At 62.2% G+C, this 23239-nt stretch carries 17 protein-coding genes; 7 read left to right on the top strand and 10 right to left on the bottom strand.

Annotated elements, in window-relative coordinates; translation table 11 throughout:
• Window positions 1-99: 99 nt before the first annotated feature.
• Entirely contained in the window at window positions 100-846 is a 747-nt protein-coding gene (locus tag H281_RS0133435; RefSeq protein WP_020071482.1) for an SDR family NAD(P)-dependent oxidoreductase, read from the bottom strand.
• A 34-nt stretch (window positions 847-880) separates the two neighbouring features.
• Window positions 881-1747: an alpha/beta fold hydrolase gene (locus H281_RS0133430; protein ID WP_020071481.1), complete on the bottom strand. Its 867-nt coding sequence runs from the start codon at window positions 1745-1747 to the stop codon at window positions 881-883.
• Between the two features lie 410 nt (window positions 1748-2157).
• On the opposite strand from H281_RS0133430, the gene H281_RS0133425 reads away from it, so the two are divergent.
• A complete protein-coding gene (locus H281_RS0133425) occupies window positions 2158-3042 on the top strand; it encodes a LysR substrate-binding domain-containing protein (protein WP_020071480.1) in 885 nt (294 codons plus the stop codon).
• A gap of 16 nt (window positions 3043-3058) precedes the next feature.
• A complete protein-coding gene (locus H281_RS0133420; protein ID WP_020071479.1) occupies window positions 3059-3994 on the top strand; it encodes a LysR family transcriptional regulator in 936 nt (311 codons plus the stop codon).
• A 45-nt stretch (window positions 3995-4039) separates the two neighbouring features.
• Here the strand turns inward: H281_RS0133420 and H281_RS0133415 are convergent, their stop codons facing one another.
• The 5 genes from H281_RS0133415 to H281_RS0133395 form a co-directional block, all read right to left on the bottom strand.
• Window positions 4040-5179, bottom strand: coding sequence for an alkene reductase (locus H281_RS0133415; protein ID WP_020071478.1), 1140 nt, complete (start codon window positions 5177-5179; stop codon window positions 4040-4042).
• 510 nt (window positions 5180-5689) lie between these two features.
• Window positions 5690-6616, bottom strand: a complete 927-nt coding sequence (locus tag H281_RS35210; RefSeq protein WP_020071477.1) for a 2-hydroxyacid dehydrogenase — start codon at window positions 6614-6616, stop codon at window positions 5690-5692.
• Window positions 6617-6747: 131 nt separating this feature from the next.
• On the bottom strand, window positions 6748-7668 hold the full coding sequence (locus tag H281_RS0133405; RefSeq protein WP_020071476.1) for an NAD(P)-dependent oxidoreductase: 921 nt from the start codon (window positions 7666-7668) through the stop codon (window positions 6748-6750).
• On the bottom strand, window positions 7665-8348 hold the full coding sequence (locus H281_RS0133400) for an RraA family protein (RefSeq protein WP_020071475.1): 684 nt from the start codon (window positions 8346-8348) through the stop codon (window positions 7665-7667). The genes H281_RS0133405 and H281_RS0133400 overlap by 4 nt, the downstream gene beginning before the upstream one ends.
• A gap of 99 nt (window positions 8349-8447) precedes the next feature.
• Window positions 8448-9572, bottom strand: coding sequence for a mandelate racemase/muconate lactonizing enzyme family protein (locus H281_RS0133395; protein ID WP_020071474.1), 1125 nt, complete (start codon window positions 9570-9572; stop codon window positions 8448-8450).
• A gap of 102 nt (window positions 9573-9674) precedes the next feature.
• Here H281_RS0133395 and H281_RS0133390 point away from each other — a divergent pair, with 102 nt between their 5' ends.
• Entirely contained in the window at window positions 9675-10553 is an 879-nt protein-coding gene (locus H281_RS0133390) for a LysR family transcriptional regulator (RefSeq protein WP_020071473.1), read from the top strand.
• A 353-nt stretch (window positions 10554-10906) separates the two neighbouring features.
• On the opposite strand, the gene H281_RS0133385 is transcribed toward H281_RS0133390, so the two are convergent.
• The gene (locus H281_RS0133385) at window positions 10907-11938 is read right to left on the bottom strand and encodes an IS110 family RNA-guided transposase (RefSeq protein WP_020071472.1); all 1032 of its coding nucleotides are present in this window, start codon (window positions 11936-11938) and stop codon (window positions 10907-10909) included.
• Between the two features lie 807 nt (window positions 11939-12745).
• On the opposite strand from H281_RS0133385, the gene H281_RS0133380 reads away from it, so the two are divergent.
• The 4 genes from H281_RS0133380 to H281_RS0133365 all read left to right on the top strand — a co-directional run bounded on the left by H281_RS0133380 (window position 12746) and on the right by H281_RS0133365 (window position 21873).
• A complete protein-coding gene (locus H281_RS0133380; protein WP_020071471.1) occupies window positions 12746-13582 on the top strand; it encodes an IclR family transcriptional regulator in 837 nt (278 codons plus the stop codon).
• 385 nt (window positions 13583-13967) lie between these two features.
• On the top strand, window positions 13968-15401 hold the full coding sequence (locus tag H281_RS0133375; RefSeq protein WP_084690256.1) for an MdtA/MuxA family multidrug efflux RND transporter periplasmic adaptor subunit: 1434 nt from the start codon (window positions 13968-13970) through the stop codon (window positions 15399-15401).
• An 18-nt stretch (window positions 15402-15419) separates the two neighbouring features.
• The gene (locus H281_RS0133370; RefSeq protein ID WP_020071469.1) at window positions 15420-18554 is read left to right on the top strand and encodes an MdtB/MuxB family multidrug efflux RND transporter permease subunit; all 3135 of its coding nucleotides are present in this window, start codon (window positions 15420-15422) and stop codon (window positions 18552-18554) included.
• A gap of 4 nt (window positions 18555-18558) precedes the next feature.
• Window positions 18559-21873 carry an efflux RND transporter permease subunit gene (locus H281_RS0133365; protein WP_020071468.1) on the top strand — a complete coding sequence of 1105 codons (3315 nt, stop codon included), beginning with the start codon at window positions 18559-18561 and terminating at the stop codon, window positions 21871-21873.
• A 127-nt stretch (window positions 21874-22000) separates the two neighbouring features.
• On the opposite strand, the gene H281_RS0133360 is transcribed toward H281_RS0133365, so the two are convergent.
• Together H281_RS0133360 and H281_RS0133355 are read right to left on the bottom strand one after the other, a co-directional pair.
• Window positions 22001-22465, bottom strand: coding sequence for a hypothetical protein (locus H281_RS0133360; RefSeq protein ID WP_020071467.1), 465 nt, complete (start codon window positions 22463-22465; stop codon window positions 22001-22003).
• A gap of 22 nt (window positions 22466-22487) precedes the next feature.
• A complete protein-coding gene (locus H281_RS0133355) occupies window positions 22488-23051 on the bottom strand; it encodes a peroxiredoxin (protein ID WP_020071466.1) in 564 nt (187 codons plus the stop codon).
• Window positions 23052-23239 lie beyond the last annotated feature (188 nt).

Here is a 23239-nt window from a genome sequence, read left to right as displayed (position 1 = left end):
CATGCCTGCGAGGCATGCGACGAGACGCGCGGCGCTCGTCCACAACGTCTGGACGATCACGCACCTCTATCCACAAGGCGGCGCGCGAGTTTGAGCGCATCAGAGCTTCGATCCGCCGTCGACGCGCAACGTGTCGCCCGTGACCCAGCGCGCGTCGTCGGAGGCGAGGAACACGATGGCGCCGGCAATATCGTCGGGCTGCGCGACCCGTTTGAGCGCCTGCATGCCGAGCGTGAAATCGCGGCCCGCGTCCGTCTTCGCGAAGTTCGACATATCCGTTTCGACGACACCCGGCGCAATCGCGTTGACGCGAATACCACGCTCGCCGAGCGCGGACGCGAAGTGACGCACGAGTGTATCGACCGCGCCCTTGGTCGCGGCATACGCCGACAGATTGTTCACGGACGCGCGTGCCGCGAGAGACGACAGCAAGACGACACTGCTACCGTCGCCCAGTACGGACAGCAATTGCTGCACGAGGAAAAACGGCGCGCGCACATTGACGGCGAACAGGTCGTCGAAATCCTCGACGGCGGTTTCTTCGATCGGCGCGGCCTTCGAGATGCCCGCGTTCGCGACGAGAATGTCGAGTCGTTCGCCTGTCAGTGAGCGCGCGCGCTTCGCCAGTTCATGCGGTCCGTGCGCATTGCGCAGATCGGCGGCGATCTTGTCGGCCTGTCCGCCTGCTGCGCGAATTGCCGCAACGACAGAATCGGCGGCCTGCTCAGCGTTGCTGTAATGGACCAGCACGCGCGCGCCTGCTTTGGCGAGCGCAATGGCCGTGGCGCGGCCGATGCCGCGGGAGGCGCCCGTCACGAGCGCGGTTTTGCCTGTCAGATTGGTCATGATGAAATTCCGTTCGATGTCGAGTGAGAGTGCGTTACGCCTCCGGCGCGTCCGCTTCCGAGAGGAACCGATCGACGTGCGAGACGAAGCGCTCCGGGTATTGGTACAGCGAGCCGTGATTGGCGTCGGGATAGAGGATCAGTTGCGCGTTCGGGATGTGTTGCTGCAAGTGCCACGAATTGATCGAATAGATGATCACGTCGTTGTCGCCGTTGACAACGAGCGTCGGCTGTTCGAGTGCGCGCAGATAGTCGTACGGGTTCTCGCGCGGCGCGCCCCACTTCGCGAGTGCGGCGAGTTGCGCGGGCGCGACCTTGTCGTTCGCTTCGGGATCGCGATTGTCGCTGCGCAGACGGAATCGCTCGATAAAGCTACGGCCCGCCGCCTGGCTCGCGTCCGAAGGCGAAAAGTGCACGCGCAGCCACAGGTCGTCGGGATGCGCGTATGACGCTCCAAAAATTTCTTGCGCTTCAGGCGTGAGCGTCGCCATGCCTTCGCCGCTGCGCGGACCCGTGCCGACGAGAATCACGCGGCGCACGAGTCGCGGCTTCGTGATAGCGAGTTCCTGCGCAATCAGTCCGCCCATCGAAAATCCGAGTACGTCGACCTGTTTCAATCCGAGTGCTTCGATGAACGCGCCGGCATTGGCGGCCATCTCTTCGATCGACTCGGGGACCGTGCCGGAACTGCTCGAAATGCCTGCGTTGTTGAACAGGATCACTTCGCGGTTTTGCGCGAGACCGTCGGTGACGGCAGGATCCCAATGATCCATCGTGCCCGTGAAGTGGATGTTCATTACGAGCGGCACGCCGCCGGGATTGCCGAAGCGGCGATACGCGAAGCGGATGCCATTGGCTTCGACGAACCGGGTCGGCGCGGTCTGGTGAGTGTGGCGGGTCATGGCAGTTGTCCTCTTAAAACCGGTTGATGGTCATGCGACGCGACATAGCTGAAACGTATGCACCGGCTCGGGCTTGCTGCGTCAACTCGGCCCGTATTCGCTTCGCGTTATGCCGTCCTGACAGGTAATGTAGGTGCGTCGGACAAAGAGGAAAAAGACTTTATAAGTTGTGCGCCATGCCTGAGAGGCATGGCCGGGAAGCATGGCTTACGATGCCGCCCGACCGCCGTTCACACGCAGCACTTCGCCCGTCATGAAGCTGGCCCACGCCACGTACACGATCGCTTCGGCGATTTCATCGGGGTGTGCCGGCGCGCTTGCGCGGCGGAAAAAGACTTTGTAGGCTTCCTCGCATACCTCGAAAGCATGGCCACCCGGACGCGGCAGAACGGGGCGAAACAGGAGAAAACATGGAGCTACGCCATCTGCGCTACTTCGTTGCAGTCGCGGAAACAGGCAGCCTCACCGTCGCCGCCGAGCAGCGGCTGTTCACCTCGCAACCATCGCTGAGCCGTCAGATCCGCGATCTCGAAGACGAAGTGCGGGCCGAACTTTTCAGCCGCAGCGCGCGCGGGGTTGAGCTGACCGCGTCGGGGAAGGCGTTTCTCGACCATGCAAGACTCGCGCTTGCGCAGGTCGATGCCGCCATCGAAGCTGCGCGCCGCGCTTCGAGCCCCACCAAACAGGTGTTCGCACTCGGCTTTCTGACGGGGCAGGAAATGACGTGGCTGCCGCGCGCGATGCAGGTGTTGCGCGACGAATTGCCGAACATCGACGTCACGGTGTCGAGCGGCTACTCTCCCGATCTCGCGGACGCCGTGGCGCGAGGCAAGCTCGATCTGGCCTTCGTGCGCACGGAGCCGGGGCTGGATCTCGATTATCGCGTCGTCTATCGCGAGAAACTCGTCGTGCTGATGCCGAGCGATCATCGTCTGACGGCTAAAAGCGCGATCCGTCCGTCTGATCTGAAAGGCGAGACGTTTGTGATGGCGTCGAACAAGGCACGCGTGCTGCACGATGTGGTCGCCCGATATCTGGATGACAATGGGCTCGATCCGAAGCCCGAGCACGGCGTCGACAATCTTGCGATGGCGATGTCGCTCGTTGCATCGACACGAGGCTTGTCGCTGATGCCCGAATATGCGAACAATCTGCTGCCGTGGTCGGTCGTGAGCCGTCCGCTCGAAGGCGAAGCGCCAACCGTCGATCTCGCGATCGGCTACAGTCGTTCGAATGCATCGCCTGTGCTGAAGCTGTTTCTGTCGAGAGCGGACGAACTGATTGCCACCAACTGAGTGAGGGAGAATCGCGATGGACCGTCTCGCGGCGATCGAAATTTTTATCCGCGTTGTCGATACCGGTTCGTTTTCGGCGGCGGCTCGACACTTCGATATCGGCCAGCCGGCCGTATCGAAAACCGTTGCGCAACTCGAAGAATGGCTTGGTGTGAAGCTGCTGCTGCGCTCGACGCGTGCGCTCACGCCGACGGAAGCTGGCCAGAACTTTTATCTGCGCGCGCGCCGTGCCGTCGAAGAAGCCGACGAGGCCGTGCTCGCTGCGCGAGGCACCGCGGCGGGACTGACTGGCAAGATGCGCGTGTCGGCCGCTGTATGCTTTGCGCGGCTGCACATCGTGCCGCGCTTGCCGGCGTTCCTTGACCAGCATCCGGACCTCGATCTCGAACTCGTGCTCGACGACCGCAATATCGATCTCGTCGAAGAGGGCATCGACCTTGCGCTGCGCATGGGCGAGCTGGCGGATTCGAACATGACGGCGCGCCGCATCGGCATCGCGCGGCGGCGCGTACTCGCGACACCTGCCTATTTCGAACGGCACGGCATGCCCGAAGCGCCTGCTGATTTGCCCGCGCATCGCGCCGTCGTCTACACGCGCGATCTGGGCGGCGGCGAAGAATGGACCTTTCGCAGCGAGGCGGGGGAGTCGTCGGTGCGGCTGCAAGGCCGCGTGAGAATCTCCGCGACAGAAGGCTTGCGCGCGGCCGTCTTCGCGGACATGGGGCTTGCCGTTGCATCGGAATGGGCTTTCTGGCCGGAACTCAAATCGGGCGCGGTCGTTTCGGTCATGGACGACTGGATGCTGCCGCCCATTTCCTTGTCCGCCGTGTATCCGACAGGACGTCTCGCCAGCAGCAAGGCCCGCCAGTTCACGGCTTTCGTCGAAGGGTGCCTCGAGCCCGAGTTCGCGCCCGAGTCGATGTCGGGGCACGGCAGGCCGAAAGCCGCATGATGCGCGAATCGATATTCACGAACGCACCCGGGGCCGTGAGGCGGCTCAGGCGTTTTCGGCTTCGTCTACGGTTGTACGCGTTTCCAGCGCTTGCGACTCTTCATACGTGAGGAAATCGGAATACGCTTTTTCCGAGCCGCCCCAGAATGCCGCGCGCACATAGGGTGTGAGCGGAAGATCGTGCTTCAAGCGATACGGCAGATCCGGATTCGACGAAAAATGGCGGCCGAATGCCACGAGATCCGCATCGCCCGATTCGACGATCGCGATGGCGCTCTCGCGATCGAATCCGCCCGCAGCGATAATCGGCCCGGAGAAGTGCTTGCGCAGATACTTCGTCGCGACGGGCGCGTGATCGTGGTGCAGCGTGTCGTCGCCCTTGACGCGCGGTTCGATTACATGCAGATACGCGATCTTGTACGAATCGAGCACGCTCGCGACGTAGCTGAACGTGGCTTCGGGATCGCTGTCGGAGATGCCGCCCCATTCTCCCGAAGGCGAGATGCGCACGCCGACGCGCTCCGCGCCCCAGACGGAGATCAGCGCTTCGAGCGTCTCGCGCAGAAAGCGCACGCGATTCTGGATCGGGCCGCCATAGGAGTCGCTGCGCTGGTTGGTGCCGTCCTGGATGAACTGATCGACGAGATAGCCGTTTGCCGCGTGCAGTTCGACGCCGTCGAATCCGGCGTCCTTCGCACGCTGCGCGGCGGCGCGGAAGTCTTCGACGATGCCGGGAATTTCATCGATATCGAGCGCGCGATGCGGCGAGGCGGGCACGAAGCCATCCTTCGTGACAGCGACACCATCGAACGGCACGACGGAAGGCGCAACGGGATCGACGCCGCCCGTCATTTCGACGTGGCTCTGCCGGCCTCCGTGGATCAGTTGGAGGAATACGCGGCCGCCTTTCGCGTGCACGGCCTTTGTGATGGCTTGCCAGCCTTCCATCTGATCGTCGTGGTAGATGCTTGCGGCGCCGAGATAGGAACGCGCCTGCACGGACACGCTTGCCGCTTCCACGATTTCCAGACCGCCGTCCGATGCCCGCTGGCCGTAGAAATCAGCCATCATCGCGCTCGGGACATCGCCGGGCTGGGTGGTGCGCAGACGGGTCATCGGCGCGAGCGTCACGCGATGTGAAAGTGTATATGCACCGACTTGTACAGGGTTGAACAGCTTTGCCATGATCTTTCCCTAAGTGAGCCAGAGCGCCGGGGGATCCGGCGCTCTCTCGCGATTGCGTTGAGTTGCAATGTAGCCATTCGCAACCGCTGCGGGAACTGGCGGAAAGGAATATGGCTCATTCCAGATCGGGATGGATGCGAGGACGCGCTCGTGCTTTCCGCCGTTCAACGTCGCAGCCTGGACCAGGCAATTGGCCGGTTCAATTCGGAAACCGGTCACTGGACCTAAGTGACGTGAATGTCGGTAAGGGGTCGGAAGTACGCGCTGACGACTGTCCGCTCCTGGGCTGCGAGGTTCCACTGGCCGCTTTCCGGCCATGATGATGAAGAGCGAGATGACGCAAACCGACCCCGAGCCGCCGCTGACCCCAAGCCATGTCGATGGCCGTTTTCGCTCGATAAACGGACGTTGAGCCTCGGTTTTTTTGCGTACAGCATCGCCCTGCGGCACAGCCTTGGCAACCGTGGCACTCAAAGCTGAGAATGAGTTAGCCTGCTCAAAGTGTTCGATCTACTTGACCGGCGTCAGCGCGCAACTGCCATCGAGTACGCGGTGAATGTTATCGAGTGCAAGGCGGAGCATGGTATGCCTGGTTTCCTCGGTAGCAGAGCCGGCGTGCGGGGTAAGGACCACGTTGCTTAACGTGGCCAGCCTGGATCCGATCAGTGGTTCTTTTTCGAAAACATCCAACGCGGCACCACGGATCAAGCCTTTCTCCAGCGCATCGATGAGGGCCGCTTCATCGACTACCGTGCCGCGCGAAACATTGACCAGGAAGCCGCTTGAGCCGAGTGCGGACAGGACTGCGCCGTCGATGAGATGGCGAGTCCTGTCACCGCCAGGACAGCACACGATCAGGATGTCGGCGAAAGACGCAAGCTCCCGCACGTCGCTGATCATTGCGTACGGCAGGCCCTCGACCTTCGAGCCGCAATAGGCGATCTCCACGTCAAAGCCAGCCAGACGACGTGCGATACCCTGGCCGATCCGACCGAGGCCCACGATGCCGATCCTTTTGCCAGCCAGGCTCGACGTCAATGGGAAGAGCTCATGAGCCCATGCCTCGTCCCTGACAAATCGGTCTGCTGAAGGAATACGCCGTAAAAGAGAAAGCAGCAATCCGATCGCAAGTTCACAGACCGCCGCGTCAAGGACCCCCGGCGTATTCGTTACGATGACCCCCCTGCTACGCGCAGCGTCTAGGGGGATGCCATCAAATCCCACTCCTGAGGTCGCGATGATTTTCAGGTTTGGCAAACTCGCCAGCAACGACGCTGGCACCTGGTAACTGCTGCGCGTCAGGATGGCTTCGATGCCCTCGGATACCGCAGGATCCCGCTGCAGGTCTTCTTGCGCGTAGCGACGCACCTCAGCGTTGATGATGTCCTGCTGCGCAGAGGGAAATTCTCCAATCTGTAGAACGTTTGGGCGAGGCATAGTCTTCTCTTGTTGTGTGAGCGCGGAAGTTGCGTCGAGTATGAAGGCTCATCAAACGACATTTTCATTGACGACGTCCGTGTCTCAGCGCTGGCCTGCAGCAGCCTTGACCGCTGCGGCAGGTCACCCTCTTAGTCATTCATTGCCGCCAGGATATTCCTGGCGGCTGCAACGCCCATGCTGACGACGGCATCGCTGGTAGTGCCGCCGATGTGTGGGCTGAGGATGATGCGCTCCTGATTCCGGAACATATGGGGCACTGCGAGCGGCTCGATGGCGAAGCTGTCGAGGCCGGCCATGGCCACCTGGCCGGACTGCACTGCAGCGAGGAGCGCAGGCTCTTCGATAAGGCCGCCGCGTGCGGTGTTCACGACGATGACGCCTTTCTTGCATTGTGCCAGCGTCTGCGCATTGAGCATGTTGCGGTTGTCTGCCGTAAGCGGGCAGTGGAACGACAGCACGTTCGATTCACGCCAGATAGTGCCCAGGTCAACTGGCTGGATATAGTGCGGCAAGTCCTTCGCATAGGGGTCGAAGCCCAGCACACGCATGTCCAGTGCCTCTACCATGCGCGCGAACTTCCGTCCAATGGCGCCCAGGCCAATGAGACCGATGGTCTTGCCGTTGAGTTCGACGTTCTTGTGCGTGGCTTTGTCCCAGTGACCGGCCTGCATGCGCTCGTGCAGCTTGACCACCGATTTGGCGCAGGCCAGTGTCAGCGCGAGAGCCTGTTCGGCCACCGCCGCAGCGTTCGAGCCAACGGCCGCGACCACCTTGATGTTGCGCTCGGCCGCAGCCTGCTTGTCGATAGTGTCGGTGCCGCTGCCATGCTTGGAGATGACCTTCAGCGCGGGAGCCGCATCCATGATGACGGGAGTCACGCCGCCGAAGCGGACGATGATGGCTGTCGGGTTGTGCTGCCTCGCCAGGCGCAACAGCTCATCCGGGCCTGGCGTCGCGCCGGCGTAGACTATCTCGTAGTCCGCCAGCAGCGCGACGGCCTGGGGCGCGAGATCCGCGCCCGTGACCAGAATCACAGGCTTGGCACTCACAGCGTTTCACCTTCCTTGATAACCCCTGCGGTGATAAGGGCCTGGGTCAGATAGGGAGGGTTGAGCTTGCCTTCCTTGATGTCCGCGATGCGCCTGGCTTCCCACGCAACCTTTTCGGATGCCTTGTCCAGCAGTGACTCCAGCTTCTCGCGCTCAACGCACATCACGCCATCAGCGTCAGCAATGATGAAGTCGCCCGGATTCACGGTGACACCACCGCAGGCGATGGGGTGGCCGATACGGCCGCCGACTTCCTTGGTAGGGCCATTGGGGTTGGTGCCGACGGAGAACACGGGGAAATCCAGCTCGTCGAGGTCCAGGGAGTCGCGCACGGCAGCGTCCAGCACGACGCCGGCCAGGCCGCGTTCGCGGGCGGCATGCATCATGATGGTTCCCATCAGCGCGCAGGTCTGGTCGGCCTTGCCGTCGATGACCAGCACATCGCCGGGCTTGGCCACGGCCAAGGCAGCGTGAATCATCAGGTTGTCGCCGGGTCGGACTTCCACGGTGAAAGCGGGGCCTGCCAGCTTCATGCGAGGATACAGCGCCTTGATGCGGCCATGCAGTGCACCCCGCCGACCGTTCACGTCGGAGAGAATCGCTGGCTGGAATTGCGAAGCCTTCTTCACCAGTTCGGGGGAAACGCGTTCGAAGTCTTTAACGATGTTGGGTTTGCTCATGACGATGGTTTCCAGGTACAGGTCAGATGGAAGGAGAAGCGATGACAGGGCCCAGTTCAGCCTGACACCGGACTCCTCGATGATGGGGGCCCAGCTGGCTTAGGAGACCTTGGTCCAGCGGCCGTACCTGGCGACTTCCGCTTCATCGAAGTTGAAGCCCAAACCAGGAGTTTGGTGAAGCAGGACGCGGCCTTCCTTGTGAGTCAACTGGCGGTCCACCAGACGGCGGAAGTTCAACACCTGGTCATCCCAGAAGAACTCGACGTATCGAGCGTTCTGGGTGGCGGCCACCAGGGGAGCGTGCACGTCGTGGAACCAGTGCGGGCACATCTGGATGCCGTAACCTGAGGCCATCGCTGCGATGCGACGCCATTCGGTGATGCCTCCGCAGACAGCTGCGTCGGTTTGAAGGATGGAGGCACCGCCCATGTCCAGCAGCTGCTTGTGGTACCAGCGGCCGTAGCCGATTTCGGCGGTGGCCACCGGAATGCGGGTCAGTTTCGCCAGACGGGCGTGGCTTTCGATGTCGTCCGGGCTGAAGGGCTCCTCGATAAAGTACGGGTCGTACTGCTCGAAGCGGCGTAGGTATTGCATGGCCTGGACGGTGTCGACCCAGCCGTTGTTGCAGTCGAGCATGAGTTCGACGTCAGGGCCGATAGCTTCACGAGCGGCCTTCACACGAGACTCTTCGCCGGCGGGGCTCCAGCGACCGGTCTTCATCTTCACGGCCTTGAATCCCAGAGCCACGTAGCTGGCCATTTCTTCGCCGACCTCTTCGGCAGTCTTGCCGTCAACGTAGTAGCCGCCACTGGCGTATGCATCCACATGGTCCAGCTCAACTGCACCAAGGTACTTGTGCAGGGGCAGACCTGCGGTGCGTGCATTCAGGTCCCACAGCGCGATGTCCAAAGCGCTCAGCGCGCGCATTACGGTGCCCATGCGACCTTGTAGCAGTGACTCCTGGTACATCTCTTTCCACAGGCCTTCAACCTCCAGGGAATCGCGGCCGTTGAGGACGGGTGCCAGCAACTGCTCGACTGCAACGCGAAAAATCTCACCTGCGGCATTGCCCACGTAGCAGAAGCCGATACCCTCTGCGCCATCGCTGCTGCGAACCTTGACGAGGCCGTAGTGACGGTCTACGACAGTACGGTTTGAGAGGTAGGTGACCTTGTCGAGCGGGACGCGAGCGACGCAGACTTCGATGGAATGGATAGTGGCCATTCTTTCTCCTTTGGCTTGGGCTTTCCGTAGAAAGACTGTACGCGTCGGAGGCAATCCAACAAAGGTGCAGTTACCGCGTTCAGATGACGTAAAATACGTCGGATGGATACTCGTTTCCTTCAAAGCTTTGTTGCCGTTGTTGAGAGTGGCTCTGTTGCTGATGCCGCTCGAAGGCTGGGCCTGGCACCGACCACAATCGCTCAGCAAATGAAAGCGCTGGAAGCCGACATCGGCTCTGAATTGCTCATGCGAGTGGGGCGAACGGTTAAGCCGACGGTCGTTGGCGCACGCATCGTCGAGCAAGCGCGCGACTTGCTCCGAAACGTGCAGGATCTCCGATCCGCGGCATCGGACACCGGGCTCCCTGCAGGGCCGCTGCGTTTAGGCGCCACCCCGACGGCGCTGATGGGGTTGCTGCCACCCATCCTCAGACGATGGATGAGCGCCTATCCGGCGACGCAGATTTACATCGAACCGGGGACGTCCGCGACGCTCCTGCAGCGCGTGATGTCTGGTCAGCTAGATGCGGCCATCGTGGTCCATCCTCCCTTCGCCCTGCATAAAACGTGTGCCTGGGAGCCCTTGCGAGAGGAGCCACTCATCATGCTCACGCCCAGGGAAATGAAGGTTCAGGATGTCTTTATCACCGCGGCGCGGGAGCCCTTCATCCTGTACGACAGAAACGTCGTGGCGGGAAAGATGGCGGACGACTACCTGCGACGGAACAACGTTCGCCCGAAGGTGCGGTTCGAGTTGGACGGCATCGAGCACATCGCGCAGCTCGTAGCAGAAGGGTTTGGTGTTTCCATACTTCCGGATTGGCCGCTACTCGGACCACCAGACCCTCGGACCAAGCGGTGGAAGCTCCCAGCGCCATGCCCATCAAGAGAGGTAGGGCTTGTTTGGTTGAGGCATTCGACCCGGTCGCCTCTTGCAACAGCGCTCTACGGGTTGGCCAGGTCCAGCCGAGTCAAACCATGAAGGTTTGAAATCGATCGCGCGGTGTGCCATACCCGCCGCCGAATGTCCCTACCCGACCCCGAAGCCGCCATTTGCCCGCTTGTCATGAATGACCGTATATGGACTCCTCCTCGTTTGCAAACATGTCGCCCCTTGAGCCTGAGTGTCGATCGCTCACGTATATCCGGTCTCGTACAGTTATGCCTCAATGAGGCAAGGACCCTGATGGGCTATTCGCGCGCTGACTCCCAATCGGTTGTACGGGCTCTAAGCCTCGGTCATTCGCGGGTTTGATCAGCGCCGGTTCGACCTGTTGGCCATCGTGCGGCTTGTTTTGCAATCATTGAGAAAGGTGCTGCTGGGTACTCACAACTTCAACATGCTGAAGGTTCCGGTTGATAGTCCGTTCCCCGCGTGATCATCGCCCAGGCGATGCGGGCAGTCTTGTTTGCAAGGGCTACGGCGGCCACGTTTGGATGTCGCTTGCCGGCGATACACATGACCCACACGCTGAGTGCGTCGGTGCGTCGTCTGGCCATCTGGATCATCGCCCGTGCACCGTGAATTAGCAGACAACGCACATAGGCATCGCCACGCTTACTTATCCCGAGCAGCCGCTCCTTGCCCCCTGAACTGTTTTGTTTTGGCGTCAGCCCGAGCGACGCAGCCATCTGCCGGCCATTAGCAAACTGTTTGGCATTGCCCACGGTTGCAATCAACGCCGTCGCCACCATCGGACCAACGCCACGCAGTTGCTGCAAACGCCTGGCAACTGGATCGGATGCAGCAATTTCCATAATTTCACGGTCCAGCTCGTGAATGCGGTCGTCCAGCGAACGCAGATCCTCCCAAAGGCCTACAAGCAGACGCCGGAAACGATCGCTCAGACCGCAGTTAATGTCTTCCAGCCAAACCGGAACCGCACGACGCAACTGAGCAATCTCCCTTGGCGCCACGACACCGTACTCGGACGTCAGGCCGCGGATCTGGTTCGCCTTGGCGTTACGCTGCTCCATCAATCCTGAGCGGACGCGGTGAACGGCCTGCACATCTTGCTGCTCGATCGTTTTAACCGCGACAAACCGCATCGCCGGCCGGCTCATCGCTTCACAAATTGCCTCGGCATCGTTCGCGTCGTTCTTGTTACTTTTGACATATGGCTTCACAAACTGCGGGGCAATCAGTTTCACCGTATATCCGAGCGCCTGCAGGCGCCTAGCCCAATGGTGCGCGCTGCCGCAAGCCTCCATGCCGATCTCAGCATGCAGAGGAACAGTCTGCTGCAAGACCTCGAGCCATTCCGAACGGCTCAGCTTGCGGCGCCATACCGCCTTCTCGCTTCGATCGATTCCATGAACCTGGAAGACGTTTTTGGCGAGATCAATTCCGACGCGAATCATGTCCATTTCGGGTTCCTCCTCGTTGACCAGTCGAACATGTCGCTAATCATGCGCCACGTCTGAGTCGGGTGAGGAGGAGTCCATCCCATTGGTTGTGGCCGCACCCGTGAACTCGCCAATGGCCGCTCACGGGCGCTCTGCTTCGCAAAAACTGAATTCTGCTGACTGGCCGGTTTGGAGAAGGTCATCTGGCCGGCGTGGGTCCGGCTGCGTCTCCGCTCCCCAAACTCATCGCTCGGAAGCGGTCACTGATTGGATGGGCCGCCGGATAGACAGCCGTTCTCAGGGCAAGTCCACCGAGCACAACAAAGATCCGAAACGCAATTTCTTCGTTCCCGCACACTTTCTTGTGCACTCGTAAGAGCAAAAAAAAGGCGTCACGTTACCGTGACGCCTTGAAAAGTTCTAGCCATTCCGAGGGCCGTGCTAGAACCTGAGAGAAGGTATTTCGAAAAATTGGCGGGGTGACCAAACGCGCTTGAGCGGTATCGAACACAGACGGCGCCAAGCGACCAGTATCAAAGTAGGCAGACACGCGCTGTTCGCACGGCCTCCAGCCAAAAAAGTCCAAAGGCAAAAACGCGACCCCTGACACTCGCTTTCGAAATGAGGTTCCATTTTTTCCGGTAATGCTGACTTAGTCAAGCAAAATCTCGGAAGCTTCGGCGCGGTGTCGGAAATTATTTCGCTACAATGATCAGATGAAGAAAATACGGGGCGTAGCAACCTTGTGCGATGGGCGTTTCAAACCGTACGCCTCACCGTTAAGCGCCCTTCTGAGCCATTAATCTGAAATAACGTTTCACAATTCACATGAACCCACGCACGCGACTCAATACTTTCGCCGACCCCGTCAAGGAAAAAGACGGCTCCGGCGACGAAGTCACCGCGCTGGCCCGTGGTCTGACAGTGCTCCGCGCAATTGCCGCCGCAGACGCGCCGCTCAGCAACCGCGAGTTGACCGAACTCACCGGCATCCCGAAGCCGACCGTCTCGCGTATCACCGCGACGCTCGTGGGCACCGGCTTTCTATTCCGGTTGCCGGACAGCGAGCGCTTCGTGCTGACTTCGTCGGTGCTGGAACTGAGCAATGGCTTTCTGCGCAATTTCGACATTCGCGCGCGTGCCCGCCCGTTTCTGATCGAACTCGCGGAGCGCACCCGGCTCTCGGTGCATCTCGCCGTGCGCGACCGGCTCGACATGGTGGTGATCGACGTGATCCGGCCACGGTCGGCCGTGCTCGTGTCGCGCCTGGAGGTCGGCGCGCGGATGAGCCTGAGCCGCACCGCCATCGGCCGCGCCTACCTGGCGGCGCTCGACGAGCCGGAGCGCGCGAAACTGCTGACCGGTTTGCAGGCCGCCGAGGGCGACGACTGGGGCCATGTCGGCGGCCGGCTCGAAACGGCGCTGCAGGAAACCATGGAGCGCGGCTTCGCGATCGCGACCGGCGAATGGCACGACGGACTGAATGCGATCGCGCTCGGCTTCACCGGGCCGTCTGGCGAGCGGTACGCGGTCAATTGCGGCGGCTCCGCCGACCAGTGCCCGCGCGACTGGCTCATCAACCGTGCCGGCCCCCACCTGCTCGATTGTGTCGCGCGAATCGTGCTGGAGATCGGGGGGACGCCGGGGCGCCGTCTCGACAACTGAACAGCAGGAGTGCCGCAAACGCACTGCCCGCCCCGCGCAGCGGCGAGCCATTCCACATCGTGTAACCGGCGTAATCAAACGAAAAATACGCGGGTGGACTGTTACAGAGCGCGGGACGTAGGATCATGCATTCCTGTCGCGGAGCCGCCCGCGCGGTCGGGCTTCGGGCCGTCCGGCACGGTGCGCCGAATCCCCGAGCGCACGCGTGTCCCGCAGCACTGTGCATGCATCGTAGGCCACGTCTCAGGTAGCATCGCGCTGAACATTTGCGGACCGACCGCTGTCGAAACCGCCTGTCGTGCGATCCGCACGCATCGGGCGCCACGCGCCGATGCGGCACAATCGCGCGAACGCCTCACTTCCAAGCCAGTCACTGACCGAACCGATGGACGAACAACAACAGCATTCGGAAACTTCTCGCCCCACCGCTCCGGTTTCCCCGACGCCCGCCAGTGGCGGGCCTGACCGTCCGTTGCACGACCGCGAGAAGCGGGACACGCCGCCCGCCGCCGTCAAATCGCATCGCGGCCGCAATATCGCACTCATCGTCGCCGCGCTCGCGATTCTCGGCTTCGTGCTGTGGCGCTGGCATCCGTGGGGCTCGCCTGGCGGCGTCGCCGCACCAGGCGCGAGCGGCACACATAGCGGGCGCTCCGGCCGCGGCGGCCCGGGCGGCATGGCAAACATGCCGCAACCGGTCCATGTGGCCACGGCGACGCAAGGCGAGATGCCGGTTGTGTTGACTGCGCTCGGCACCGTCACCCCACTCGCCAGCGTGACGGTATTGCCGCAACTGAGCGGCACGCTGCAAGAGGTGTATTTCAAGGAAGGCCAGATGGTCAGGAAGGGCGACCTGCTCGCGCAGATCGACCCGCGTCCCTACCAGATCTCGCTCAGCAACGCCGAAGGCACGCTCGCGCGCGACGAGGCGCTGCTGCAAACCGCGCGTCTTGACCTCAAGCGCTATCAGACGCTGCTTTCGCAAGACTCGATCGCGAGCCAGCAGGTCGATACGCAGGCATCGCTCGTGCGCCAATATGAAGGCACCGTAAAGTCCGACAAGGCCAACGTCGACACCTTCAGGCTCGACCTGGTTTATGCACGAATCACCGCGCCGGTGTCGGGGCGCGTCGGCCTGCGGCAGGTAGATCCCGGCAACTACGTGACGCCGAGCCTGACCAACGGCATCGTCGTGATTACGCAATTGCAGCCGATCAGCGTCATCTTCACCACCTCTGAAGACAACCTGCAGCAGATCCTCGAGCAGGCGCAATCCGGCACGAAGCTCTCGGTCACCGCTTACGACCGCAGCAACACCACGTCGCTCGAAGGCGGCACACTCGAAACGCTCGACAACCAGATCGACACCACGACCGGCACCGTCAAGCTGCGCGCGATCTTCCAGAACAACAAGAACCTGTTGTTCCCGAATCAGTTTGTGAACACACGGTTGCTCGTCAATACGATCAAGGACGCAGTGATCGTACCGACATCGGCTGTGCTGAACGGCTCCATGGGCCAGTTCGTGTACGTCGTGAAGCCTGACAACACCGTCACGGTGCGCCCGGTTAAGGTCGGCCCCGTCGACGGCGAGCGCACCAGCATCAAGTCGGGTCTGCAAGTGGGCGAGCGCGTCGTGATCGACGGTTCGGACCGCCTGAAAGAAGGCGCGAAGATCACGATTCCGGCGGACAAGCCGCGCGGCGCGCGCGGGGCCAGCGGTGCCAGCGGTGCAGCCGCAGCTGTGGCCTCGGGTGCCTCCGGCGCCTCGGCTGCACGCCCGCATCACGGCAAGCACGCAGCGCAAGCTTCGCAATAAGGGCACGGCACTTACCGCATGAATCCATCCCGCGCCTTTATTCTGCGCCCCGTCGGCACCGCGCTGCTGATGGCGGCGATCATGCTGGTCGGCCTCGTCGCGCTGCGCTTCTTGCCGCTCTCAGCGCTGCCGCAGGTCGACTATCCGACCATCCAGGTGCAAACGTTCTATCCCGGCGCGAGCCCGGACGTAATGACGTCGTCGGTCACCGCGCCGCTCGAACGTCAATTCGGGCAGATGCCCTCGCTGAATCAGATGTCGTCGCAAAGCTCGGCCGGCTCGTCGATCATCACGCTGCAGTTCAGCCTCGACCTGCCGCTCGATATCGCCGAGCAGGAAGTGCAGGCCGCGATCAACGCGGCGGGCAACCTGCTGCCCTCGGACCTGCCCGCGCCGCCGATCTACGCAAAGGTCAATCCCGCCGACGCGCCGATCATCACGCTCGCGATCACGTCGAAAACATTGCCGCTCACGCAGGTTCAGGATCTCGCCGACACGCGTCTTGCGCAGAAAATTTCGCAGGTCGCGGGCGTGGGCCTCGTGAGTCTGTCGGGCGGCCAGCGGCCGGCCGTACGAATCCAGGCAAACCCGCGCGCGCTCGCCGCTTATGGGCTGAATCTGGACGACTTGCGCACCACGATCTCGAACCTGAACGTCAACACGCCGAAGGGCAACTTCGACGGCCCGACGCGCAACTACACGATCAACGCGAACGACCAGTTGACCGACGCCGACGCGTACAAGAGCGCGGTGGTCGCGTACAAGAACGGCCGTCCCGTGATGCTGACCGACGTCGCCACCATCGTGCAGGGCGCGGAAAATACGAAGCTCGGCGCATGGGTCGACGGCACGCCCGCGATCATTCTGAACGTGCAGCGCCAGCCGGGCGCGAACGTGATCCAGGTCGTGGACAGCATCAAGAAACTGCTGCCCCAGTTGCAGCAATCGCTGCCGGCCGCACTCGAGGTGCAGGTCGTCACCGACCGCACCACCACGATCCGCGCTTCCGTGCGCGATGTGCAGTTCGAACTGGCCATGTCGGTCGTGCTCGTCGTGCTCGTCATGTACCTGTTTCTCGCCAACGTCTACGCGACCATCATTCCGAGCCTCTCGGTGCCGCTCTCGCTGATCGGCACGCTCGCGGTGATGTATCTGTGCGGCTTCTCGCTGGATAACTTATCGCTAATGGCCTTGACGATTGCGACCGGTTTTGTGGTCGACGACGCAATCGTCATGATCGAGAACATCGCGCGCTATGTCGAGGAAGGCGAAGCGCCGCTCGAAGCCGCGTTGAAAGGTTCGAAGCAGATCGGCTTCACGATCATTTCGCTGACCGTCTCGCTGATCGCCGTGCTGATTCCGCTGCTCTTCATGGGCGACGTCGTAGGCCGCCTGTTCCATGAATTCGCGATCACGCTCGCGGTGACCATCGTCATTTCGGCAATCGTGTCGCTCACGCTGGTGCCCATGATGTGCGCAAAACTGTTGCGCCACACGCCACCGCACGAGAGCCACCGCTTCGAGGCGCGCGCACACCGCACGATCGACTGGGTGATCGCCCGTTATGCGGTCGCGCTCACGTGGGTCCTGAGCCGGCAGCGCGCCACGCTGGTCGTTGCGGTGCTGACGCTCGTGCTGACCGCGCTGCTCTACGTGTTCATTCCCAAGGGCTTCTTCCCGGTGCAGGATACGGGCGTGATTCAGGCGATCACACAGGCGCCGCAGTCGGTGTCGTATGCGTCGATGGCCGAGCGCCAGCAGGAACTCGCCGCGCAGATTCTGAAAAACCCGGACGTGGAAAGCCTGACCTCTTTCATCGGCGTGGACGGCAGCAATATCACGTTGAACAGCGGCCGTATGCTCATCAACCTGAAGCCGCGCGACGACCGTAGCAGCACCGCGAGCGAAGTGATCCGGCAACTGCAACGGGACGTCGCGCATATCGCTGGCGCGTCGCTGTACATGCAACCGGTGCAGGATCTGACGATCGATTCGACCGTGAGCCCCACGCAGTACCAGTTCATGTTGACCGACCCGAACATGAGCGAATTCACGACCTGGGTGCCGAAGCTCGTCGAGCGGTTGAAGCAGTCGCCGGAACTCGCGGACGTCGCAACCGACCTGCAGGACAACGGTCAGTCGGTCTACATCGAAATCGACCGTGCCACCGCGTCGCGTTATGGCATCACGCCCGCCACAGTGGATAACGCGCTGTACGACGCATTCGGCCAGCGCATCGTCTCGACGATTTTCACGCAGTCGAACCAGTACCGCGTGATCCTGGAAGCGCAGCCCTCGATGCAGCACTACACCGAGTCGCTCAACTCGATCTATCTGCCCTCTTCCACCTCGTCGGGCGGACAAGTGCCGCTCTCCTCGATCGCGAGATTCATCGAAAAACCGGCTCCGTTGCTTGTCACGCACCTGAGCCAGTTTCCTGCCACGACGGTGTCGTTCAACCTGGCGCCGGGATCGTCGCTCGGCGCGGCCGTCAAGGCAATTGGGCAGGCGGAAAAGGACATCGGTTTGCCGGCCTCGTTCCAGACACGCTATCAGGGCGCGGCGCTCGCGTTCCAGGCGTCGCTATCGAACGAACTGTTCCTGATCCTGGCGGCCATCGTCACGATGTATATCGTGCTCGGCGTGCTGTATGAGAGCTTCATCCACCCGATCACAATTCTTTCGACGCTGCCTTCGGCAGGCGTGGGCGCATTGCTCGCGCTGCTGATCACGGGCCATGACCTGGACATCATCGGCATTATCGGCATCGTGCTGCTGATCGGCATCGTGAAGAAAAACGCGATCATGATGATCGACTTCGCGCTTTATGCGGAACGCGAAGAAGGCAAGGCGCCGCGCGAAGCCATTTATCAGGCGTGCCTGCTGCGCTTCCGGCCGATCCTGATGACTACGCTCGCCGCGCTGCTCGGCGCGCTGCCGCTGATGCTCGGCACTGGCGCCGGTTCGGAATTGCGTCGCCCGCTCGGTATCGCGATCGCGGGCGGCCTGATCGTCAGCCAGTTGCTGACGCTCTTTACCACGCCGGTGATTTACCTCGCGTTCGATTCGCTGGCCCGCCGCACGCGCGAGCGCTTCAACCGCGGCGGTCCATCGGCGGGCGCAACGCCGCCGGCCACGGACGCGGGGAACTGATGCGATGAACCTGTCGCGTCCGTTTATCTCGCGCCCCGTCGCCACCACACTGCTGGCAATCGGCATTGCGCTGTCCGGCATCTTCGCGTTCACGAAGCTGCCGGTTGCGCCGCTCCCGCAGGTCGATTTCCCGACCATTTCGGTCCAGGCATCGTTGCCGGGCGCGAGCCCGGATACGGTAGCGACCAGCGTGGCGAGTCCGCTCGAACGGCATCTCGGTTCGATCGCCGACGTCACGGAAATGACGTCGACGAGTTCAGTCGGCTCGACGCGCATCACCATGCAGTTCGGTCTAAACCGCAACATCGACGGCGCAGCGCGCGACGTGCAAGCGGCAATCAACGCCGCACGCGCCGATCTGCCCGCGAGCCTGCGCAGCAATCCGACTTATCACAAGGTCAATCCGGCTGACGCGCCGATCATGATTCTCGCGCTCACGTCGAAAACGCTCACCGCCGGCCAGCTCTACGACTCGGCGGCCACGGTGCTGCAGCAGTCGCTGTCGCAAGTGGACGGTGTGGGCGAAGTGGACGTGAGCGGCTCGGCGAATCCGGCTGTTCGCGTCGAACTGGAGCCGCAGGCGCTCTTTCACTACGGCATCGGTCTCGAAGACGTGCGCGCGGCGCTCGCCGCGGCCAACGCGAACAGTCCCAAGGGTTCGATCGAGTTCGGCCCGAACCGCGTGCAGATTTATACGAACGACCAGGCGAGCAAGGCGTCGCAGTATCGCGACCTCGTGATCGCCTATCGCAACGGCTCGGCGGTCAAGCTGTCGGACGTGGCGGAAGTCGTCGATTCCGTCGAAGATCTGCGCAACCTCGGGCTCTTCAACGGCAAGCGTTCGGTGCTCGTGATCCTGTACCGCCAGCCGGGCGCGAACATCATTGAAACCGTTGACCGCGTCACGGCTATGCTGCCGCAACTGCATGCGTCGCTGCCGGCCGACGTCGACATCTCGCCCACGTCCGACCGCTCGGTCACGATCCGCGCGTCGCTGAAAGACACCGAGTACACGCTGATGATCGCAGTCGCGCTCGTCGTGATGGTCGTGTTCCTGTTCCTGCGCAACTGGCGCGCCACGCTCATTCCGAGCGTAGCGGTGCCGATCTCGATCATCGGCACGTTCGGCGCGATGTACCTGCTCGGCTTTTCGATAGACAACCTCTCGCTGATGGCGCTGACTATCGCGACGGGCTTCGTGGTGGACGACGCCATCGTGGTGCTGGAAAACATCTCGCGCCATATCGAGAACGGCGTGCCGCGCATGAAGGCTGCATTCATCGGCGCGCGCGAAGTCGGCTTCACGGTCATGTCGATCAGCATCTCGCTCGTCGCCGTGTTCCTGCCGATTTTGCTGATGGGCGGCATCGTGGGCCGGCTGTTCCGCGAGTTCGCGCTGACGCTGTCGCTCGCAATCGGCGTGTCGCTGATCGTCTCGCTCACGCTCACGCCAATGATGTGCTCGCGCCTGCTGCGCGAGCCCCGCGAACAGAAAGAGGAAGGCCGTTTCGGACGCTGGCTCGAACGCGGTTTTGCGTCCATGCAACGCGGCTACGAACGCACGCTGGGCTGGGCGCTTCTGCATCCGCGCCTGATCCTCACCATTCTGCTCGCGACCATCGGCCTGAATATCTGGCTGTATATCATCGTGCCGAAGGGCTTCTTCCCGCAGCAGGATACCGGGCGGCTCATCGGCGGCATTCAGGCGGACCAGAGCACGTCTTTCCAGGCCATGAAAGGCAAGTTCGCCGAGATGATGGAGATCGTCAGCAAGAACCCGGCCGTGGATAGCGTGGTCGGTTTCACGGGCGGGCGGCAGACCAACTCGGGCTTCATGTTCGTGTCGCTCAAATCGAAGGGCGAGCGCAAGCTTTCCGCCGATCAGGTGATCCAGCAACTGCGCGCGCCGCTTGGCGACGTGGCCGGCGCACGCACGTTCCTGCAATCGGTGCAGGACATCCGCGTGGGCGGCCGGCAATCGAATGCGCAGTATCAGTTCACGCTGCTCGCCGATTCGACGCCCGACCTGTACCTGTGGGGACCGAAGCTCACCGAGGCGCTGCAGGCGCGCCACGAACTGACCGACGTGAATTCCGACCAGCAGCAAGGCGGCCTCGAAGCGATGGTGACCATCGACCGCGCGAGCGCGTCGCGACTCGGCATCAAGCCCGCGCAGATCGACAACACGCTGTACGACGCATTCGGTCAGCGCCAGGTATCGACGATCTACAACCCGTTGAACCAGTATCACGTGGTGATGGAAGTCGCGCCGAAGTACTGGCAGAGCCCCGACATGCTGAAGCAGATTTACGTCAGCACGTCGGGCGGCAGCGCGAGCGGCGCGCAGACCACCAACGCGCCTGCGGGCACGGTGACGAAGGCGACCACCACGTCGTCCACGAGCGCCTCGGCGGGGGGCACCGCGGGCACCACGGCGTCGAGCGCCGCGACGATTGCCGCCGATTCGGCACGCAACCAGGCGATCAATTCGATCGCCGCGAGCGGCAAGTCGAGCGCTTCGTCGGGCGCGGCCGTGTCGACTTCGAAGGAAACCATGGTGCCGCTGTCGGCAATTGCGAGCTTCAGTCCGGGCAATACGCCGTTGTCGGTGAATCACCAGAGTCAGTTCGTGGCCTCGACGATCTCGTTCAACCTGCCGCCCGGCGTGTCGCTGTCCACGGCAACCCAGGCGATCTACGAGACCATGGCGCAGATCGGTATGCCGGCGACGATCCACGGCAGCTTCCAGGGAACGGCGCAGGCCTTCCAGCAATCCATGTCGGACCAGCCGATTCTGATTCTGGCCGCTCTCGCTGCGGTGTACATCGTGCTCGGCATCCTGTACGAGAGCTACATTCACCCGCTGACCATTCTGTCGACGCTGCCCTCGGCGGGCGTGGGCGCGCTGCTGGCGCTGCTGCTCTTCAAGACCGAGTTCAGCATCATCGCGTTGATCGGCGTGATTCTGCTGATCGGCATCGTCAAGAAGAACGCGATCATGATGGTGGACTTCGCTATCGAAGCGTCGCGGCAAGGCCGCTCGTCGCGCGATGCGATTCACGAGGCGTGCCTGCTGCGTTTCCGTCCGATCATGATGACCACGTTCGCGGCCATGCTCGGCGCAGTGCCGCTCGCGTTCGGCCGCGGCGAAGGCGCCGAGTTGCGCGCGCCGCTCGGCATTGCGATTGTCGGCGGGCTGATTGTCAGCCAGATGCTGACCTTGTACACGACACCGGTGGTCTACCTTTACATGGACCGGATTCGCGTTCGCTGGGAGTCGAGGAAAGCGCGCAGAAGCGGGATTGCTCCGTCTGCGTGATGCATGGCGTTGTGCCGCTGTGGCGTTGTGTGGGCACAGCGTCGCGCATGCGCGGGGGCACAGCGGTGAAGCGGCAGTACGGCCGCTTCACCGCTGCTTCATCGCCTCTCCACCGTCCAAAACGGCCTCAAAGTTTCTGGTCGATAGCGAGCAGAAAAATGCGCCGCCATTGCTTCGCTTGCCCTTCGCTTTGCATCGGCAAGTGCCACACGCCATGCGCGGCATCCTTCACTTTCAGCGCAACCTGCCATTGCGCGCCGTCGCGCTTCATGTCGGCCCCAAGAAGATCGGCAAAGATATACGCGCCCTGCTCCGAGCCGAGATAAATCTCACACAGACGCTTGCCCGACGCGAGCCGCACCGAGCCCCACGTGTCGTCGAGCCGATGCGTCCAGTCGCCGTCGCGAATATTCGGTGCAACTTCCTTGCGGCGGCGCAACCAGTACGCGACGGCGGCAATCAGCAGCACGGCGGCCAGCACCGCCGCACCGACGGCGACCGTCGTGCCGAAGGCCGACTGCAAACCATAGAATGCGCGCACCGCGCCATAGACCAGCGCAATCAGCGCCAGTAGCGCAACAATAATCGGCATGGCGAGTTCCCGACGATGAGCCTTACGGCTGCTTGTGCGTCGCGGCCCAGTCCTTCACGGCCTTAAGCGTATTCTCGACGTGCTTTTCCGGCGACAAGCTCGTGTATTCGTAGATGATCTTGCCGTCAGGCGCGATCACGTATGAGACGCGATTGGCCATCGAACTATGCATCGGCAAGCCCGCGTCGTATGCGCCAATCACTTTCGACTCCGCGTCCGCGGCAACCGGGAATTTGCTGCGGCACTCGCTCACCGAGAATTTTGTCAGCGTGTCGATGTTGTCGTGCGACACGCCGATCACCGTCGCGCCATATTTCTTGTATTCGTCGACGGCGTCGGCGAATTCATGAGCCTCGATCGTGCAGCCCTTCGTGAAAGCGGCCGGGTAGAAGTACAGCACCACCGGTCCCTTCTTCAGCTCGTCGGCAAGCGAATAGGTGTACGTCTTGCCGCCCAGCGACGCCTGCGTGGTGAACTGCGGTGCCGCATCGCCCGGCTTGAGTGTCGCGTTCGCCGCCAACGAATACGCGGCGAAGGCCACCGACACGGCAGCGGCCAGCGCCGCGGGTATGAGTTTTCTTGTCATCTGCTGATCCTTTGAGCGTTGATGCACACGATTCCGGCGACGAGTCTACGGCCTCGCCGTCCGGCGTGACCACGGTCGGCCCGGCACGATCCGGGCGCCTTCCAGGCGGCAGCCTGGAACGGACCTAAGCGGCAAAGCCGGACATGACCGACCGGCCCTGCGCTCTATTGGACCACGTACACGCAGAA

This window comes from Paraburkholderia caledonica (assembly GCF_000383275.1).
GTDB classification, from domain to species: domain Bacteria; phylum Pseudomonadota; class Gammaproteobacteria; order Burkholderiales; family Burkholderiaceae; genus Paraburkholderia; species Paraburkholderia caledonica.
The sequence above is the reverse complement of the archived record's forward strand: the minus strand, read 5'-3'. Positions and strand labels throughout refer to the sequence as shown.

Bases quoted from the DNA above. Each gene is read 5' to 3' on its own strand.
- H281_RS0133360 (WP_020071467.1), bottom strand. From the start codon at position 22,465: ATGCCGATTATTGTTGCGCTACTGGCGCTGATTGCGCTGGTCTATGGC.
- H281_RS0133430 (WP_020071481.1), bottom strand. From the start codon at position 1,747: ATGACCCGCCACACTCACCAGACCGCGCCGACCCGGTTCGTCGAAGCC.
- H281_RS0133390 (WP_020071473.1), top strand. From the start codon at position 9,675: ATGGATACTCGTTTCCTTCAAAGCTTTGTTGCCGTTGTTGAGAGTGGC.
- H281_RS0133400 (WP_020071475.1), bottom strand. From the start codon at position 8,348: ATGAGCAAACCCAACATCGTTAAAGACTTCGAACGCGTTTCCCCCGAA.
- H281_RS35210 (WP_020071477.1), bottom strand. From the start codon at position 6,616: ATGCCTCGCCCAAACGTTCTACAGATTGGAGAATTTCCCTCTGCGCAG.
- H281_RS0133385 (WP_020071472.1), bottom strand. From the start codon at position 11,938: ATGGACATGATTCGCGTCGGAATTGATCTCGCCAAAAACGTCTTCCAG.
- H281_RS0133435 (WP_020071482.1), bottom strand. From the start codon at position 846: ATGACCAATCTGACAGGCAAAACCGCGCTCGTGACGGGCGCCTCCCGC.
- H281_RS0133370 (WP_020071469.1), top strand. From the start codon at position 15,420: ATGAATCCATCCCGCGCCTTTATTCTGCGCCCCGTCGGCACCGCGCTG.
- H281_RS0133420 (WP_020071479.1), top strand. From the start codon at position 3,059: ATGGACCGTCTCGCGGCGATCGAAATTTTTATCCGCGTTGTCGATACC.
- H281_RS0133415 (WP_020071478.1), bottom strand. From the start codon at position 5,179: ATGGCAAAGCTGTTCAACCCTGTACAAGTCGGTGCATATACACTTTCA.
- H281_RS0133355 (WP_020071466.1), bottom strand. From the start codon at position 23,051: ATGACAAGAAAACTCATACCCGCGGCGCTGGCCGCTGCCGTGTCGGTG.
- H281_RS0133375 (WP_084690256.1), top strand. From the start codon at position 13,968: ATGGACGAACAACAACAGCATTCGGAAACTTCTCGCCCCACCGCTCCG.
- H281_RS0133365 (WP_020071468.1), top strand. From the start codon at position 18,559: ATGAACCTGTCGCGTCCGTTTATCTCGCGCCCCGTCGCCACCACACTG.
- H281_RS0133380 (WP_020071471.1), top strand. From the start codon at position 12,746: ATGAACCCACGCACGCGACTCAATACTTTCGCCGACCCCGTCAAGGAA.
- H281_RS0133395 (WP_020071474.1), bottom strand. From the start codon at position 9,572: ATGGCCACTATCCATTCCATCGAAGTCTGCGTCGCTCGCGTCCCGCTC.
- H281_RS0133425 (WP_020071480.1), top strand. From the start codon at position 2,158: ATGGAGCTACGCCATCTGCGCTACTTCGTTGCAGTCGCGGAAACAGGC.